The organism is Streptomyces hygroscopicus subsp. hygroscopicus (genome assembly GCF_001553455.1).
GTDB classification, from domain to species: Bacteria; Actinomycetota; Actinomycetes; order Streptomycetales; family Streptomycetaceae; genus Streptomyces; species Streptomyces hygroscopicus.
In genome coordinates, this window is sequence record NZ_BBOX01000164.1 from 13,640 (window position 1) to 31,738 (window position 18,099).

At 75.9% G+C, this 18,099-nt stretch carries 3 protein-coding genes and 1 pseudogene; all 4 read right to left on the reverse strand.

What is annotated here, in order from left to right:
* Positions 1 to 42: 42 nt before the first annotated feature.
* Positions 43 to 246 carry an MbtH family protein gene (locus AXW62_RS18460; RefSeq protein WP_030824803.1) on the reverse strand — a complete coding sequence of 68 codons (204 nt, stop codon included), beginning with the start codon at positions 244 to 246 and terminating at the stop codon, positions 43 to 45.
* Positions 247 to 299: 53 nt separating this feature from the next.
* A complete protein-coding gene (locus AXW62_RS18465; RefSeq protein WP_030824806.1) occupies positions 300 to 1,556 on the reverse strand; it encodes an MFS transporter in 1,257 nt (418 codons plus the stop codon).
* Positions 1,553 to 17,704, reverse strand: coding sequence for a non-ribosomal peptide synthetase (locus AXW62_RS18470; RefSeq protein ID WP_060945497.1), 16,152 nt, complete (start codon positions 17,702 to 17,704; stop codon positions 1,553 to 1,555). Before AXW62_RS18470 ends, AXW62_RS18465 begins: the two co-directional genes overlap by 4 nt.
* A 50-nt stretch (positions 17,705 to 17,754) precedes the next feature.
* Positions 17,755 to 18,051 (reverse strand): annotated as a pseudogene (locus AXW62_RS45880) (condensation domain-containing protein); the annotation flags it as partial.
* Between the last annotated feature and the right edge of the window lie 48 nt (positions 18,052 to 18,099).

The following is an 18,099-nucleotide window of genomic DNA, read 5'->3' on the forward strand; positions in this document are numbered from 1 at the left end:
CCGGCGCCGTCACGCGTCGGCCGCACCGCCCGCGGGCCCCGGTCAGGAGGCCACGTTGTCCATGCGCTCGCGCAGACTGCGCGGGCGCATGTCGGTCCACACCTCGTCGACGTACGCGGAGCACTCGTCCTTGCTGCCCTCCTTGCCGACGGGGTGCCAGCCGTCGGGCACCTCGAGGTCGGCCGGCCACAGCGAGTACTGGTCCTCGTCGTTGCGCAGCACCTGGTAGCGGGCGTTGTCGTCCATGTCGGTCTCTCCTGTCGGTGATTCGCCGATGTCGGATGGAACAGCGGTGACGGTCAGCCGGCCGGGACCGGCCGGCCGTCCTCCGCGCGCCGGGACAGGGCGCGCAGAGCCGGACTGAGGGTGGCCAGGACGGCCGCGGCGGCCATCCCGGCCGAGCAGAGCAGGATCGCCCGGCCGCCCGGCAGGGCCTGGGCGAGCGAACCGCCCAGCGCGGGACCGGCCGCGCCCGCGGCCCCGCAGGCCAGCACCAGGGTGCTGGTGAGCCTGCCGCGCAGCTCGTCCGGGGTGCGCAGCAACTGGTCCGTCATGATCGCGGTGTTGGCCGCCGGGGGGAACAGCGCGATCAGGGCGAACAGCACCCCGATGAGATAGCCGCTGTCCAGCAGCACGGTGACCGGGGCGAGCCCGGCCAGGGCCCAGAACACCGCGACGATGGCGCCGTACGGGCCCAGCCGCCGGTGCAGTACGGGGGCCACCAGCGCGCCGAGCACCCCGCCCACCCCGAGCATGGCCGCCATCACACCGACCTCCCCGGAGGGCACCCCCCGGGACTCGGCCAGCACGATGACGACGAGGTAGTAGGCGCTGAAGAACAGGTTGAGCACCACCGCGCACACCACCGTGACCCGGATCCGGGGCTCCCGCCACACCCAGCGCAGCCCGGCCAGCGCCTCCCGGCGCAGCGGGCCCGGCCCGCCGGGCGCCCGCTCCCGCCGGGGCAGCCTGACGAAGAGCAGCGCCACGAAGGAGAGCGTATGCGTCACGGCGTCCACCAGGAACGGGACGAACCGCCCCGCGGCGAACAGGAACCCGCCGGTCGCGGTGCCCGCCAGCTGGCCCATCGAGGCGCGTGCGGTGTTCATCGCCACCGCCGTGGGCAGCTGGCCGTCCGCCACCAGGGCCGGCAGCGAGGCGTTCTCCGCCGGTTCGAAGAGCGCCGCACTCGCCCCGAACACCGCCGCCACCACCACCATGTGCCAGACGGTGGCCGCGCCGGACCACACGGCGGCCACCAGGCTGATGGCGGAGACCGCCTGGGCCGCCTCACAGCCCAGCATGACGGCCTTGCGGTCCAGGCGGTCCACCAGGACACCGGCCGGGAGCCCCACCACCATCTGCGCGGCGGCGACGGTGCCCATGACCAGACCGGAGGCGGCACCGGAACCGGTGAGCGCGAGGACCAGCAGCGGAAAGCCGATCACCGCCGCGTGGAAACCGAACTCCGAGAGCGCCTGACCGCCCCACAGCAGCCGGTAGTCCCGGTTGCGTGACAGCGGCACCGGCCCGGTCACCGGCGGGACCGCGGTCATACCGCGCCCCGGCAGTCCCCGGCGATCGCGCGCAGCGCCGCCGCGAAGTCCCCGGCCACCGCCTCCACGGTCGCCCTCTCGTGCACGTCGGGGCGGTAGCGCCAGCTGAAACCGAGCCGGCCGTCCTGGACCGCGCCCACCACCTCCAGCAGATGGGAACCGCCCTCGCGCGGATCGTGGTCCTGGCCGAACGACCCGTGCTCGGCGTGCACCAGACCGCCCCGGGACCGCGCCGACCGGGCGTCCCACTGGCCCAGGTAGTTGAACACGACCTGCGGTCCGGCGCCGCCGCGGGACAGCCGCTCGCGCAGCGCGGGCGGGCCGAAGGTCCGCAGCGCCCCGAAGCCGAAGCCGTTGCCGGGGACGGTGCGCAGCCGCCGCCTGACCGACTTGACCAGACCGCGCCAGTCCGGCGGGCCGCCGTCAAAGTCGGCCGGCAGCTCGAAGGAGACCGGGTACATCGTGGTGAACCAGCCCACCGTACGGGAGAGGTCGACACCGTCCAGGATGTCCTCGCGTCCGTGGCCCTCCAGCTCCACGCAGACCCGCTCATGGCCCGTCCAGCGGGACAGCGCCAGCGCGAGGGCGGCCAGCAGCACATCGTTGATCCGGGTGCGGTAGGCGGTGGGCGCCGCGCGCAGCAGCGCCTCGGTGTCCCGCTCGTCGAGCGTGACCGGCACCGTACGGGTCCGGGCCCCCACCGTGGCCACCTGGTGGTCCACCGGCAGCGGCCGGGCGTCCTGGACCGCGCACCAGTGGTCGGCCTCGTGGTCCAGCGCCCCGCCCGCGACGTGTGCGGCGACCCGCCTCGCCCAGTCGCGGAAGGCGGTGGTCCGCAGGCCGAGGTCCACCGGTTCGCCCCGGACGCCCTGCTGGTAGGCGAGGTCCAGATCGTCCAGCAGGATCCGCCAGGACACCCCGTCGATGACCAGGTGGTGCGCGGTCAGGAAGAGGAACGGCCGCCGGGCCTCGCCGAAGCGGAACAGCGCGGCCTTCAGCAGCGGCCCACGGCCGAGGTCGAAGGCCGCGTGCAGCGCGTCGGCCGCCTTCTCCATGGCCGCGTCCGCCTCCCGGGCCGGCAGCCCGGACAGGTCGTGGCGGTCCAGGACGGCGGTGTCCGCCCCGGGCTCCGGAACGTGGCTCCGCCACACCCCGCCCTCCTGCGTGAACCGGGTGCGCAGCGCGTCATGGTGGACCAGCAGCGCGGCCAGCGCCCCCTCCAGCGCCTTCTCGTCCGGTTCCTGGTGCAGCTCCAGCAGGGTGGACTGGTTGAAGTGGTGCGGATTGACGGTGTGGGTGGCGAAGAACCAGCGCTGGACCGGGGTGAGCGGAAGCGACCCGGTCACCGGCTCGGCACGGCCCTCGTCCCGTTCGGGGGTGGCCACGGTGGCGAGCGCGGCCACCGTCTGATGGCCGAACAGGTCCTTGGTGGTGATCCGGAGCCCGGCCTGGCGGGCGCGGGAGACCACCTGGATGCTGAGGATGGAGTCCCCGCCGAGGTCGAAGAAGTTGTCCGCCACGCCCACCCGCTCCAGACCCAGCACATCCGCCCAGACCTCCGCGAGCCGGCGCTCCACCGGAGTGCGCGGGGCGACATGGCCCGCGCCGGAGGCGGCCGGTGCCGGGTCCGGATCGGGCAGGGCGCGGCGGTCGACCTTGCCGTGGGCCGTGAGCGGCAGGGCGTCCAGGACGGCGAACGCCGACGGCACCATGTGGGGCGGCAGAATCCGCCCCAGGGCCTCGCGCAGCGAGGCGGCGGTCGGCGAGGCGCCCGGCGCCGGGACGACATAACCCACCAGACGCTTCCCCCCGGCGGGCTGCCCGGGGGCCGCCGCGGTCTCCCGCACCGCGACCACCGCCTCCCGCACGTCCGGGTCGCGCCGCAGCGCGCTCTCCACCTCGCCCGGTTCGATCCGGAAGCCGCGCACCTTGACCTGGTCGTCGGCCCGGCCCAGGAACCTCAGCTCACCGTCGCCGGTCCACCGCACCACATCGCCGGTGCGGTACATCCGGCCGCCCGCGGGGCCGAACGGATCGGCCACGAACCGCGCGGCGGTCAGCCCCGGCCGGCCCAGATAGCCCCGCGCCAGACCCGCGCCCGCCACGTACAGCTCCCCGGGCACGCCCACCGGGACCGGGCGCAGCGCCTCGTCCAGCACATAGACCCGGGTGTCCGGGATCGGCCGGCCGATCGGCGGCGCCCCCGGCCCTCCGGTCAGCGGGCCGGACCAGGTGCTGACCACCGTGGCCTCGGTCGGCCCGTAGGAGTTGACCATCCGCCGGCCCGGGGCCCAGCGGTCCACCAGCCCGGCGGGGCAGGCGTCGCCGCCGACGATCAGGGTGCGCAGATCCGGCAGCTCCGCCGCGTCTGGCACGGTGGCCAGCGCCGCCGGGGGGATCAGCGCATGGGTGATCCGCTGCCCGCCGAGCACCTCGGCCAGCCGCTCGCCCAGCAACGGGCCCTCGTCGCCGATCACCAGCGCCGCGCCGCTGGGCAGCGAGACGCACAGCTCCAGGACGGCGGCGTCGAAGCTCGGGGAGGAGAACTGCAGCACCCGGTCCCCGGCCCGCACGTCGTAGTGCGCGGCCCCGGCCGCCGAGAAGCCCGCCAGCCCCGCGTGGGTGACCACGACCGCCTTGGGCACACCGGTGGACCCGGAGGTGTAGATGACGTACGCCGGATGGTCCGGCGTCAGGCCACGGGCGGGCGGCGGCCCGGCGGGGCCGTCCTCGACCCAGACCGAGACCGCGTCGTCGAGGACCACCGAGGGCGCGGCGTCCGCCAGCATGAACGCCACCCGCTCCTTCGGATAGCCGGGGTCGACCGGCAGGAACGCACCGCCCGCCTTCGCCACGGCCAGCTGCGCCACCAGCATCTCCACCGAACGCGGCAGCACCAGCGCCACCAGGCGCTCCGGACCCACGCCCAGCCCGATCAGCCGGTGCGCCAGCCGGTTGGCGGCCGCCTCCAGCTCGGCGAAGGTGAGATCGCCCTTGCCGTACCGTACGGCCGTGGCGTCCGGGGAGAGCGCCACCTGCCGTTCGAACAGCTCGCGCAGCGTGGCCCGGTCCACCTCCCGCCCGGTGTCGTTCCACTCGACGAGGGTGCGCCGCAGCTCGGCCTCGGTGGTCAGCGGCAGCGCGCCCACCGGCCGCCGCGGGTCCGCGGCGATCCCGGCGAGCAGCGTCCGCAGGGCCGTGCCCATCCGCTCCACGGTCGGGGCGTCGAACAGGTCGGTGCTGTAGCCGATCAGCCCGCGCAGCACACCCCCCTCGTCCTCGGCGAACTCGAAGGTGAGGTCGAAGCCGGCGGTGCGGGTCTCCACCTCCACGTCCGCCAGCTCCAGACCGGGCAGCTCCAGCGCCCGGCCCGGGGCGTTCTGCAGCACCACCATCGCCTGGAACAGCGGCGTCCGGCTGGTGTCCCGGACCGGCCGCACCTCGTCCACCACCCGCTCGAACGGCACCGCCTGATGGGCGAAGGCGTCCAGGACGGTGCCGCGCACCTCGGCCAGGAAGTCGTCGAACCGGGCCTCCGGATCGACCGTGGAGCGCAGCACCAGCGTGTTGACGAAGAAGCCGATCAGCCCCTCCACCTCGGAGCGCTCCCGCCCCGAGGTGACGGTGCCCACGGCGATGTCCCGCCCGCCGGACAGCCGGGCCAGCAGGATCTGGGACGCCGCCACCAGCGTCATGAACAAGGTGGTGCCCCGCGTCTGCCCGAACTCCCTCAGACCCGAGCCCACCTCGGCCGGGACGGTGAACTCCACCGTCGCGCCGTTCTTCGTGCGCACCGCCGGCCGGGGCCGGTCGGTGGGCAGCTCCAGCGGCGGTACGCCGGCCAGTTGCCGCTTCCAGTAGGCGAGTTGCTCATCGGCGCGGGGGGCGGTCAGCTCGGCGCGCTGCCAGGCGGCGAAGTCCGGGTACTGCACCGGAAGCGGTGGCAGCGCCGCGGGCTCACCGCTGAGCGCCGCCCGGTACAGCTCCCGCAGATCGCCGGTGAGCACACCGGTGGACCAGCCGTCGGTGATGATGTGGTGCAGCGTCAGGCTCAGCACGTGCTCCCGGGCGCCCAGCCGGATCAGCCCGGTCCGCAGCAGCGGGCCGCGCCGCAGGTCGAACGGGCGGGCCCGTTCGTACGCCAGCAGCTCCGCCAGCTCCGCCTCCCGCTCGGGGGCGGGCAGCGGGGACAGGTCGTGGGGGTCGAGCCGGACCTCCCAGGGGTCGTGCACGATCTGCACCCCGCGGCCGTCCACCGTGTCGAAGGTGGTCCGCAGCGACTCGTGCCGGGCCACCAGCGCGGTCAGCGCCGCGCCCAGCGCCGCCACATCGAGGGCGCCGCGCATCCGCAGCGCGAGCGGGGTGATGTACTCCGCGCTGTCCGGTGCGAAGGAGTCCAGGAACCACAGCCGTTGCTGGGGATACGACAGCGGCAGCTCGGCGTCCCGGGGCACCGGCGTGATCGGGGCGGGCCGGTCCCCGGCGCGGCCGTCCGCGCCGGAGACCGCCTCGGCCAGGGCGGCGACGGTCGGCCGGGTGAACACCAGCCGGGGCGACAGCTCCACCCCGAACGCCTCCCGCAGCCGCGAGGCGAGCCGGATGGAGAGGATCGAGTCGCCGCCGAGCTCGAAGAAGTTGTCCTCGGCGCCGACCCGCTCCACCTCCAGCACCTCGGCCCAGATCGCCGCCACCGTCCGCTCGGCCCCCTCGCGCGGTGCGCGCCGGGACGTGCCGCGCGGTCCGCGAGCCGCCGGGTCCGGTGCGGGCAGCGCCGCGCGGTCCAGCTTTCCGGTGGGGCCCAGCGGCAGCGCCGCCAGCGGGACGACGGCGGATGGCACCATGTAGTCCGGGAGCCGCTCCGCCGCGTACGCGCGCAGCCGCGCACCGTCCACCCCGGCGCCCTCACCGGCCACCGCGTAGGCCACCAGCCGTTTCCCGCCGGGCCCCTCCTGCCGGGCCACCACCGCGACGTCCGCCACGTCCGGATGTCCGGCCAGCACGCCCTCCACCTCACCCGGCTCGATCCGGAAGCCACGGATCTTGACCTGGTCGTCGGCGCGGCCGAGGAACTCCACCGTGCCGTCCGGCCGCCGGCGGGCCAGATCGCCGGTGCGGTACATCCGCTCCCCGGCGGGCCCGTACGGATCGGCGAGGAAGGACGCGGCGGTCCGGCCGGGACGGCCGAGGTAGCCGCGCGCCACCCCGGCACCGGCGATGAACAGCTCACCGGCCACCCCCGGGGGAACCGCGCGCAGCCTCGCGTCCAGCACGTACACCCGTGTGTTGTCCAGCGGCCGGCCGATCGGCACCACCTCGGGCACCTCGTCGGCGCGGGACATCGGGAAGGAGGTGGCGAAGGTCGTGGTCTCGGTCGGCCCGTACCCGTCCACCACGGTCAGCCCGGGGCAGCGCCGGAGCACCCGGCGCACCGAGGCCGCGGGCACCACATCGCCGCCCGTCCACACCTCGCGCAGCCCGGCGAAGCAGTCCGGCGCGTCCTGCGCCAGCAGCCGGAACAGCCCGGCGGTCAGCCACAGCCCCGTCACCCCGTGCCCGGCCACCAGCCGGCGCAGCGCCGCGGCGTCCAGGTCGTCCGGTGCCACCACCACCCGGCCACCGTTCAGCAGCGGCACCCACATCTCGTAGGTGGCGGCGTCGAACGCCACCGGCGAGTGCATCGGCACCCGCTCGTGCCCGCCGCCCGCGAAGGCACGGTCCAGGGCGAGCGCCGCCACATCGCGGTGGCGCACCCCCACGGCCTTCGGCGCCCCGGTCGACCCGGAGGTGAACATCACATACGCCAGCTGGTCCGGGTGCACCTCGGCCGCGGGCGCCACCGGCCCGCCGTCCCGCGCGGCGGCCACCTCCCGGGGCGTCAGCACGAGGGCGGCGCCCGCGGTGTCCAGCAGCGTCCGCCGCCGGTCGCGCGGGGCGCGGGCGTCCACCGGTACGTACACCCCGCCGGCCATGACCACCGCCAGCTGGGCCACGACCAGCTCCACCGACCGGTCCATCAGCAGCGCCACCCGGTCCTCCGGCCGCACCCCGGCCCGCACCAGGTGACCCGCCAGCCGGCCCGCCCAGTCCTCCAGCCGGGCGTAGCTGAGCGAGGTGGCGCCGTCGGTGACGGCGACGGCGTCCGGGTCGCGGCGGACCCGCTCGGCGAACAGAGCGGCCAGCGATCCCCCCGGCAGCGGCCGGGCGGTGGCGTTCCCCTCCCGCACCGCCTGCCGCCGCTCCGCCGCCGTCAGCAGCGGCAGGTCGTCCAGACGCCGCCCGGCGCCGTCCGCGATCCCGGTCAGCAGCGTCCGCAGGTGGGCCGCCGCCCGCTCCGCCGTGGCCGCGTCGAACAGCGCCGGATCGTAGGAGATGTCGAAGCCCAGCCGGTCGCCGAGATAGGCGCGCAGACACAGCGGGAAGCTGGTGGAGTCCTCGGCCCGCACCTCCCGGAGGACGATCCCGGCACCGGCCGCCGACGCCTCGTCGAAGGGGTAGTTCTCGAACACCACCATGCTGTCGAAGAGCGCCTCACCGGCCGGCAGGGCGCTCAGGGCCTGGATCCGGGGGAGGGCGACGAAGTCGAAGCGGCGCGACTCGCTCTGCTGCTCCTGCAGCTCCCGCAGCCACTCCACGACCTCGCGGCCGCCGTCGACCACGGCCCGGGTGGGGACGGTGTTGATGAACATGCCGACCATCGTCTCCACGCCCGGCAGCCCGTCCGGACGGCCCGAGACGGTGGTGCCGAACACCACGTCGCGCTCACCGCCGTACCGCGACAGCAGCAGCGCCCACGCGCCCTGCACCACGGTGTTGACCGTCAGCCCGGCGCCGCGGGCCGTCTCCCGCAGCCGGGCGGACACCTCCCCGGGCAGCTCCAGCCGGGTCAGTGAGGTCGAGGTGGTGCGGTGCGCCTCCCGGGGCGGCCGGTCGTACGGCAGCGGCGTGCGGCTGCCGAACCCGGCCAGCACCCGGCGCCAGTGCCGCTCCGCCCGCTCCTGGTCCTGCTCCCGCAGCCAGCGCAGGAAGTCCCGGAACGGCCGGCGCGCGGGCGGCCGGGGGGTGTCCCCGGCCACGAGGGCCCCGTAGGTCCGGCACACCTCGGCGAAGATCTGCCCGGTGCTCCAGCCGTCGAGCATCAGATGGTGCGCGGTCCACACCAGCATGACCTCATTCCCGGGCAGCCGGGCCAGCGCGATCCGGCTCAGCGGGGCCGAGGTGAGCGCCATCCCGGCGGCGCGGTCCTCGGCCAGCAGCCGGCGCAGCGCCTCCTCCCGCGCGGGCGGGGCCGGCTCCCGCCAGTCCAGCCGGGCGACGGGCAGGACGGCCCGGCGGTGGACGACCTGGACCGGCTCGGCGAGCCCCTCCCAGCGGACCGAGCTGCGCAACACCGGCGTACGGTCCACCACCCGCTGCCAGGCTTCGGCGAAGGCGTCCGGGTCGGCGATCCCGCCGATCCGGATCGCGATCTGGTCGACGTAGGCGCCACCGGTGTCCACCAGATGGTGGAAGAGCATGCCGGCCTGCAGCGGGGTCAGCGGATAGACGTCCTCCACCTCGCCGCCGTCCCCGGCGCCCAGGTCCACCTGGCGCTGGTCGAGCCGGGCGAGCGGGAAGTCGGACGGGGTACGCCCGCCGGCGCCGGGCTCCGCGCAGTGCGCGACGATCTCCTCCAGCGCGGCCAGGCAGCCGTCCGCGAGCCGGCGCACGGTCGCCTCGTCGTACATCCGGGCCGGATAGCTCCAGCCCAGCTCCAGGCGGCCGTCCTGGACCGCGCCGGTGACCTCCAGCAGATACGGGCGGGTCTCTCCGGGCGGGGCCTCCGGGCCGGTCACGGGGAGGGCGGCGCGGTACAGGCCCGGGGCGCCGCCGCCGTCCGCGGCCGCGTCCCACCGGCCGTGGTAGTTGAACACGACCTGCGGCGACGGACCGGCCGGCGGCTCCGGGGAACCCCCGTGGGCCGGATGGCGCAGCGCCCCGTGGCCGAGCCCGTGGTGCGGGACGGCGCGCAGCTGCTCCTTGACCGACCGGAGGGTGTCCCGCCACCCCGCCCCGGCGTCGACGGCCAGCGCCAGCGGGTACTCGGCGGTGAACCAGCCGACCGTACGGGACAGGTCCAGGTCGTCGAAGAGGTCCTCGCGGCCGTGGCCCTCCACCCCGATCAGCGCCGTGTCCCCGCCGGTCCAGCGCACCAGCGTCCGGCCGAGCGCGGCGAGCAGCACCTCGTTGATCCGGGTGCGGTAGACGCCGGGGACCTCGCGCAGCAGCGCCTCGGTCCCGGCGCGGCCGAGGACCGTGGTCACCGTGGCGGTCGTGCCGTGGGTGTTGGGGCCCTCGCGGTCCACCGGGAGCGCGGCGGGCGCGGAGCGCGCCACGCCCCGCCAGTACTCCAGATCGCCGTCGAACCCGCCGGAGCGCACATGGTCCGCCAGCCGGACGGCCCACTGGGTGAACGCGCTGCTCGCCGGGGGCAGCGTGGCCGCGCCACCGGCGGCGGCGCCGCGGTAGGCGGTCTCCAGATCGGAGAGGATGATCCGCCACGACACGCCGTCCACCACCAGGTGGTGCGCGGTGATCAGCAACTCGGGCGGCCGCCCGGGGCCGAAGGCGAACAGCAGCACCCGCAGCACCGCCCCCTCGGCGATGTCCAGCCCGGTCCGCGCCGAGTCCGTGGCCCGCCGTACGGCGGCCTCGCGTGCCGCGTCGTCGAGCCCGGACAGGTCGTGCCGCTCCAGGACGCCGCCGGGGGCGGCGGGCAGGACCTCCTGCCGCCACCGGCCGTCGACGACCAGGAACCGGGTGCGCAGCGCCGCGTGCTGCGCCACCAGGGCGTCCACGGCCTGCCGCAGGGCGGCCTCGTCGAGGTCGCCGGTCAGCTCCAGCCGGTGGGTCATGGTGAAGTGGTGCCGGTCGCCGGGCCGCCGTCCGTCGAGGTACCAGTGCTGGATCGGGGTCAGCGGCGCCGGGCCGGTCACGGCCCCGGCCGGTGCCGTGCAGGGCTCCTGGGGGGCGTCGAGGCGCGCCGCGAGTTCCGCGACGGTCTGGTGGCGGAAGACGTCCTTGGAGGTGAGCGCGAGCCCGGCCGCGCGGGCGCGGGAGACGATCTGGATGCTGAGGATCGAATCCCCGCCGAGGCCGAAGAAGTTGTCCTCCACGCCCACCCGGGGCACGCCCAGCACCTCGGCCCACACCCGGGCCAGCAGCGTCTCGGCGGGGGTGCGCGGCGCCACGTACGGCGAGCCCTGGTCGGGCCGGTCGGGCGGTGCGGGCAGGGCACGCCGGTCCACCTTGCCGCTGTCGGTGCGGGGCATCTTCTCCAGCGTCACGAAGGCGGCCGGGACCATGTAGTCGGGCAGGGTGCGCCCCAGCCGGGCGCGCAGCTCGACCGGGTCCGGGGCGGCGGAGGTCACCAGATAGGCCACCAGCCGCCGGTGGCCGGTGTCCTCGCGGGCCACCACCACCGCGTCGCGGACCGCCGGATGGTCCAGCAGCGCGGCCTCGACCTCCCCGGGCTCGATCCGGAAACCGCGGATCTTGAGCTGTTCGTCGGCGCGGCCGAGGAACTCCAGCGCCCCGTCCGCCGTCCAGCGCACCCGGTCGCCGGTGCGGTACATCCGGCTGCCCGGCGGGCCGTACGGATCGGCGACGAAGCGTGCCGCGGTCAGCCCGGGGCGGTGCAGATAGCCACGGGCGGTCTGGGCCCCGCCCAGGTGGAGTTCCCCGGGGACGCCGGGCGGCACCGGCCGCAGCGTGCCGTCCAGGACGTACGCCCGCAGATTGCGGCCGGGCCGTCCGAGGAGCGGCCGGTCGCCGGGGCCGGCGAGGTCGCCGTACACCGCGTCCACGGCGCATTCGGTGGGCCCGTAGAAGTTGTACGCCGTCACGCCGGGCGCCGCGCGCAGCTCCCGCCACAGCGCCGTCCCGAGGGCCTCGCCGCCCGCCATGACGATCAGGGGCCGGTGGCCGTCCGCGGCGAGCAGCCCGGCCGCCACCAGCTCGTGCAGATACGACGGGGTGACGTCGAGGAAGTCCAGGCCCCGGGCGCGGACCTGGGCCACCAGGGCGGCCGGGTCGAGCCGTACCGCGTCGTCGACCAGGTGCACCTCCTGGCCCGAGGCCAGGAAGACCGCGCCCTCCCAGCAGGTGTCGAAGGAGAACGCCGCGGTCAGCGCGATGCGCAGCGGGCGGCCCGCCCCGGCCCGGTGGGGTTCGATGAGCCCGGTCCGGTGGTCGAGGCAGAGGTTGACCAGCTGGCGGTGTTCGACGGCGACACCCTTGGGGCGGCCGGTGGACCCCGAGGTGTAGATGATGTACGCCCGGTGCCCGGGGAGCAGCGGGCAGAGCCGGTCCGCATCGGTGGGGTCGGTGTCCGGCAGGGCGTCCAGGGGCGCGTCCCGCACGGTCTCGGCGGTGAGGACGACCTCCGGCGCCGCGTCCTGGAGCAGGAACCGCTCGCGGTCGGCGGGCAGCGCGGGGTCGAGGTACAGATGCGTTCCGCCCGCCTTGAGGACCGCGAGCTGGGCCACCACGGCATCGGCGGTGCGCGGGAGCCTGACCGCGACCACCTTCTCCGGACCCACCCCGAGCGCGATCAGGTGGTGGGCCAGCCGGTTGGCACGGGCGTTCAGCCCCGCGTAGTCGTAGGCGGCGTCACAGGCCACCAGGGCGGTGGCGGCCGGGGTGCGGGCGGCCTGCTCCTCGAACAGGCGCGGGAAGGCGGTGTCCGCCACCGGCAGCGCGGCGCCGTGCCACGTGGCCAGCACCGTCCGCCGCTCCTCGGCGGTCAGCAGCGGCAGGTCGCCCACCCGGCGCCCGGGGTCCTCGGCCACCGCCTCCAGCAGCAGCCGCAGCTGACCGGCCATCCGCTCCACGGTCGCCGCGTCGAACAGATCGGTGTTGTACTCCACGAAGCCGGTGAGGGCGCCGAGGTGCTCCACGAAGTCCAGGCCCAGGTCGAAACCGGCGGTCCGGCCGGGCACCCGGACGGCCTCCACGGTGAGACCCGGCAGGTCCGGCACCTCGCCGCCCAGGTTGTGCAGCGCCACCATGACCTGGAACAGCGGGGTGCGGCTGGTGTCCCGCTCCGGCTGGAGCGCGTCCACGATCCGCTCGAACGGCACGTCCTGGTGGGCGAAGGCGTCCAGCACGGTCTCCCGCACCCGGCCGAGCAGCTCCTGGAACGGCCGGCCGGTGTCCACCCGGGTCCGCAGCACCAGCGTGTTCACGAACATCCCCACCAGGTTCTCCAGTTCGGGGCGTTCCCGGCCGGAGGTCACGGTGCCCACCGCGATGTCCTCCTGCCCCGACCAGCGGGCGAGCAGCACCTGGCAGGTGGCGAGCAGCGTCATGAAGAGGGTGGCGTCGGCGCGCCGCCCGGCCGCGCGCAGCCGCTTCACCAGCCCGGCGGGCAGGGTGAACTCCACCAGTGCCCCGTGGCTGGTCCGCACGGCCGGCCTCGGCCGGTCGGTCGGCAGCTCCAGCGGCGCCAGATCCGTCAGCAGGGCGCGCCAGTGCTCCAGCTGCGCCTCCGCCCGCGCCGCACCGCCCCGCGGATCGCGCTGCCAGGCCGCGTAGTCGGCGTAACCCAGCGGCAGCGGGGCGAGCGCGGGCCGCCGCCCGGCGACCGCGGCGCCGTACAGCTCGCTCAGATCGGTGCCGATGACGGCCGTGGACCAGCCGTCCGTGACGATGTGGTGCATCGTCAGGGTGAGCACGTGCTCCTCGTCGTCCAGCCGGATCAGGGACGCCCGCAGCAGCGGCCCGGTGCGCAGGTCGAAGGGGGTGGCCGCGTCCCGCGCCAGCAGCCGCTCCAGCTCCTGCCCGCGCCCGGACGCGGGCGTGGCGGTGAGGTCGTGCAGCGGCAGCGCCACCGGGTACGGCTCGTGCACCCGCTGCACCCCGTGGCCGTCCACCTCCGCGAAGGTGGTGCGCAGCGGCTCGTGCCGGGCCACCAGGCCGTCCAGGGCGGTGCGCAGGGCGGCGGTGTCCAGCCGGCCGCGCAGCCGCAGCGCGAACGGCGTCACGTACTCCGTACCGCCGCCGTCGAAGGAGTCCAGGAACCACAGGCGCCGCTGGGCGTACGACAGCGGCAGGTCCCCGTCCCGCGGCACGGCCGGGATGGCGCCCGGCGCCCGGCCGTCCTCCGGCGCGCTCAGCGCGGCGGCGAGCCCGGCGACGGTGGCGTGGGTGAACAGCGCCCGGGGGGAGACCTCGGTGCCGAAGGCGGTCCGCAGCCGGGACGCCACCCGGATGGCCAGGATCGAATCGCCGCCCAGGGCGAAGAAGTTGTCCGTCGCCCCGGCGTCCTCGACCTGGAGGATCTCGGCCCACACCCGCGCCACCGTCCGTTCGGCCTCGGTGCGCGGGGCGATCCGCTCGGCGCTCGCCGCGAAGCCGTCCGGACCGGGCGCGGGCAGCGCCGCCCGGTCCAGCTTGCCGTTGGCGGTCAGCGGCAGCGCCGCCAGCGGCACGAACGCCGCCGGGACCATCTGTGCCGGCAGCGACCGCTGGAGGAACTGGCGCAGCTCGGCGGCGCTCGGCGGCCCGGCCGGACCGGCGGCCACCACATGGGCCACCAGCCGCCGCACCCCGGGCTGGTCCTCCCGCGCGGCCACCACCGCCTCGGCGATCCGCGGATGGGCGGTCAGGGCGGCCTCGATCTCCCCGGGCTCGATCCGGAAACCGCGGATCTTCACCTGGTCGTCGGCGCGGCCCAGGTACTCCAGCCGCCCCTCGGCGTCCCACCGGGCCAGGTCCCCGGTGCGGTACATCCGGCTCCCGGCGGGGCCGTACGGATCGGCCACGAACCGGGACGCGGTCAGCCCCGGGCGGCGCAGATAGCCCCGGGCGAGCCCCGCCCCCGCCACGTACAGTTCGCCGGCCGCCCCCGGCGGCACCGGCTCCAGCCACTCGTCCAGCACGTACACCCGCAGATCGGGGATGGCCGTGCCGATGGCGCTGTGGGCGCGCTCCGCGGCGGACGCGGCGCGGTCGAGGGGGGCGTAGCTGACGTGCACCGTGGTCTCGGTGATCCCGTACATGTTGACCAGCACCGGCGCGGTGTCCGGATGCCGCGCGTACCAGTCCGCCAGCCGCCGCGCGTCGAGCGCCTCGCCGCCGAACACCACCCGGCGCAGGGCGAGCCGGGTCCCGGGGTGCTCCGCGTCGGCGCGGACCAGACCCTGGAAGGCGGACGGCGTCTGGCTGAGCACCGTCACCCGCTCGTCCGCCAGCAGCCGCAGGAACTCCTCCGGGGAGCGGGAGACCGCGTACGGGACGACCACGAGCCGGCCGCCGTGCAGCAGCGGCCCCCAGATCTCCCAGACGGAGAAGTCGAAGGCGTAACTGTGGAACAGCGTCCACACGTCGTCCGCGCAGAACGAGAACCAGGCGCGGGTCCGCTCGAACAGCCGGACCACATTGGAGTGCGGGACCACCACCCCCTTCGGCACCCCGGTGGACCCCGAGGTGTAGATGGCGTAGGCGGGGCTGTCCGGCAGCGGTCCGCAGCCGGCCGGGACGGTGGCGGGCCCGCGCGCCAGATCGGCGATCAGGTCCGGGTCGTCCAGGCACAGCCGGGCCACGCCGGGGTCCGCGCCGTCCGCCCCGTCCGCGCCGTCTGCCCCGTCCGCGCCGAGCCGCGCCGCCAGGGCGGTGGTGGTCAGCAGCGCGACCGGTTCGGCGTCGGCGAGCATCCGCGCGATCCGGCCGGGCGGCAGATCCGGGTCGAGGGGCAGATAGGCCGCCCCCGTCTTCAGCACCGCCACGATCGCCACGATCAGCTCCGGTGACCGGGGCAGGGCCAGCGCCACGTACCGCTCCCGCCCGGCGCCCTCGGCCAGCAGCCGGTGCGCCAGCCGGCCCGCCCGCGCGTCGAGTTCGGCGTACGACAGCGAGGTCCCGGCGCAGGTGACGGCGGTGGCACCGGGGGTGCGCCGGGCCTGTTCCCCGAACAGGTCCACCAGGGTCCGCTCCGGCGGCCGGTGGGCGGCGGAGCCGCCCCACTCCACCAGGATCCGTCGGCGCTCCTCACCGGTGGTCCACGGCAGCGCCCGCAGCGGCCGGTCGGGGTCGGCCGCGATCGCGGTGAGCAGCAGGCACAGCCGGTCGGCGAGCGCCCGGGCGGTGCGGGCGTCGAACAGCCCCGGGTCGTAGCCGAGGTCGAAGCCCAGCCGGTCGGAGAGGTGGGCCCGCAGGCTCAGCGGGAAGTTGGTCGCGTCGATGGACCGGACCTCGACGATCCGCAGGCCCGCCTCGCGCGCCCGGGAGTCGTCGAAGGGGTAGTTCTCGAAGGCCACCATGGACTCGAAGAGCGGGGTCCCGGCCGGTACCTCGCTCCAGCCGGACACCTGGGCCAGCGAGACCGCCTCGTGGCGCCGGGACGCGGACTGCGCCCTCTGGAGGTCCCGCAGCCAGTCGCCGGTGTTCCGGTCGGCGTCCACCCGCACCCGGGTCGGCAGGGTGTTGATGAACATCCCCACCATCGACTCGACCCCGGCCAGCTCCGCCGGGCGGCCCGAGACGGTGGTGCCGAAGACCACGTCCCGCTCACCGCTGTACCGGGACAGCAGCAGCGCCCAGGCGCCCTGCACCACCGTGTTGACGGTCAGCCCGCCGCCGCGGGCGGTATCGCGCAGCCGCCGCGACACCTCGGCGCTGAGCGACACCGCCACGGTCGCGGAGGACCGGGCCCGGTGGGACTCCACCGCCCGGCGGTCGCGGGGGAGCGGTGTCGGCGCGGTGAAGCCCGCGAGCAGGTCCCGCCAGTGGCGCTCGGCCTCCTGCCCGTCCTGCTCCGCCAGCCAGCGCAGGTAGTCGCGGAACGGCCGGCGGGCGGTGAGCGCCGGACGGCCGCCCCGGACGGCCGCGGTGTAGCGCTCGCACACCTCGGTGAACACCTGCGCCAGGCTCCAGCCGTCCAGGACCAGATGGTGCGAGGTCCAGATCAGCGCCACCCGGGCGTCGGTCAGCCGGGCGATGGCCAGCCGCATCAGCGGCGGTGCGGCGAGGTCGATGCCCAGGGCCAGATCCTCGGCCCGGAACCGCTCCAGCTCGGCCTCGCGCCGCGGTCCGGACAGCCCGCGCCAGTCCAGCAGGGTCACGGGCACCTCGGCCCGGCGGCGCACGACCTGCACCGGCCGCTCGACGTCCTCCCAGACGACGCCGCCACGGAGCACCGGTGTGCGGTCCACCGTCTCCTGCCAGGCCCGGGCGAACGCCTCCGGGTCGCGCACCCCGTCCAGGACCAGGGTGGCCTGGTCGAGGTAGACGTCCTCGCCGCCCCCGACCAGCCGGTGGAAGAGCATGCCCTCCTGGAGCGGGGTCAGCGGATACAGGTCCTCGGTCTCCCGCCCGTCGCCCACCAGCCGGTCGACGGCGGCCTGGTCCAGCCGGGCCAGGGGGAAGTCGGACGGGGTCCGGCCGCCCGCGTCCGGTCCGTCGCAGTGCGCCACGATCTCCCGCAGCGCCGTGAGCATGCCGTCCGCGAGCCGCCGCACCGTGGACCCGTCGTGCACCCGGTCGGAGAACAGCCAGGTCAGCTCCAGCTCGCCGTCCGACACCAGGGCCGACACATCGAGCAGATGCGCCGAGGGCTCATCCGCCGCCAGATCCCGCCCCAGGGCCTGGCCGGTCAGGGTGAGCACACCGCTCTCCCCGCCCGAGTCCCACTGGCCGTGGTAGTTGAAGCAGATGCCCGGCGGCGGCGCGTCGGCGAGCGCCCGCGCGGGGGAGTCCGGGGCGCTCAGATACGCCAGCGCCTCATGGCTCAGCCCCCGGCGGGGCAGCGCCCGCAGCTGCTCCTTCACCGACTTCAGCACCGCGCCCCAGCCGCCGCCGGGCACGGTCAGCGCCACCGGGTACTGCGTGGTGAACCAGCCGACGGTCCGGGACAGATCGACGGCCCCGTCCAGCTCCTCCCGGCCGTGGCCCTCCATGGCCACCAGCACCCGCTCCTCGCCCGTCCAGTCGGCCAGCACCCGCCCCAGCGCGCTGATGAGCACGTCGTTGATCTGCGTCCGGTACGCCCCGGGCACCCGGCGCAGCAGCCCGTCGGTGGCCTCGCGGTCGAGCCGTACCCGCACGGTGCGCGTGGTCCCGGCGGTGGCCGTGCCCGGACGGTCCACCGGCAGGGCCGCGCCGCCCCCCGCCACACGCCTTCCCAGTACGCCAGGTCGCCGTCCATCCGGCCCTCCTTCACCTGGCCGGCCAGCCGGTGGGCCCAGGTGGTGAAGGGGGTGGGGACGGGCTCCAGCCGCACCGGCTCCCCGGCGGCGGCCTGCCGGTAGGCGCGCTCCAGATCGCCGAGCAGAATCCGCCAGGTGACGCTGTCCACGGCCAGGTGGTGCGCGGTGAGGAACAGCCGCGGCCGGGCCCCCGCCCCGTGCCACAGCAGCGCGCCGCGCAGCAACGCCCCGGTGGCCAGGTCGAGTCCGGCGCGGGCGGCCTCCGCCGCCGCCTCGGCCGCGGCGCTCAGCTCGGCGCCGGTGAGCCGGGACAGGTCGTGGCGGGCAAGCGGCGGCCCGCCCGCCGTGCCGTCCGCGAGCTG

Coding starts and splice junctions, on each gene's coding strand:
- AXW62_RS18460 (WP_030824803.1), bottom strand. CDS start 246: ATGGACGACAACGCCCGCTACCAGGTGCTGCGCAACGACGAGGACCAG.
- AXW62_RS18465 (WP_030824806.1), bottom strand. CDS start 1,556: ATGACCGCGGTCCCGCCGGTGACCGGGCCGGTGCCGCTGTCACGCAAC.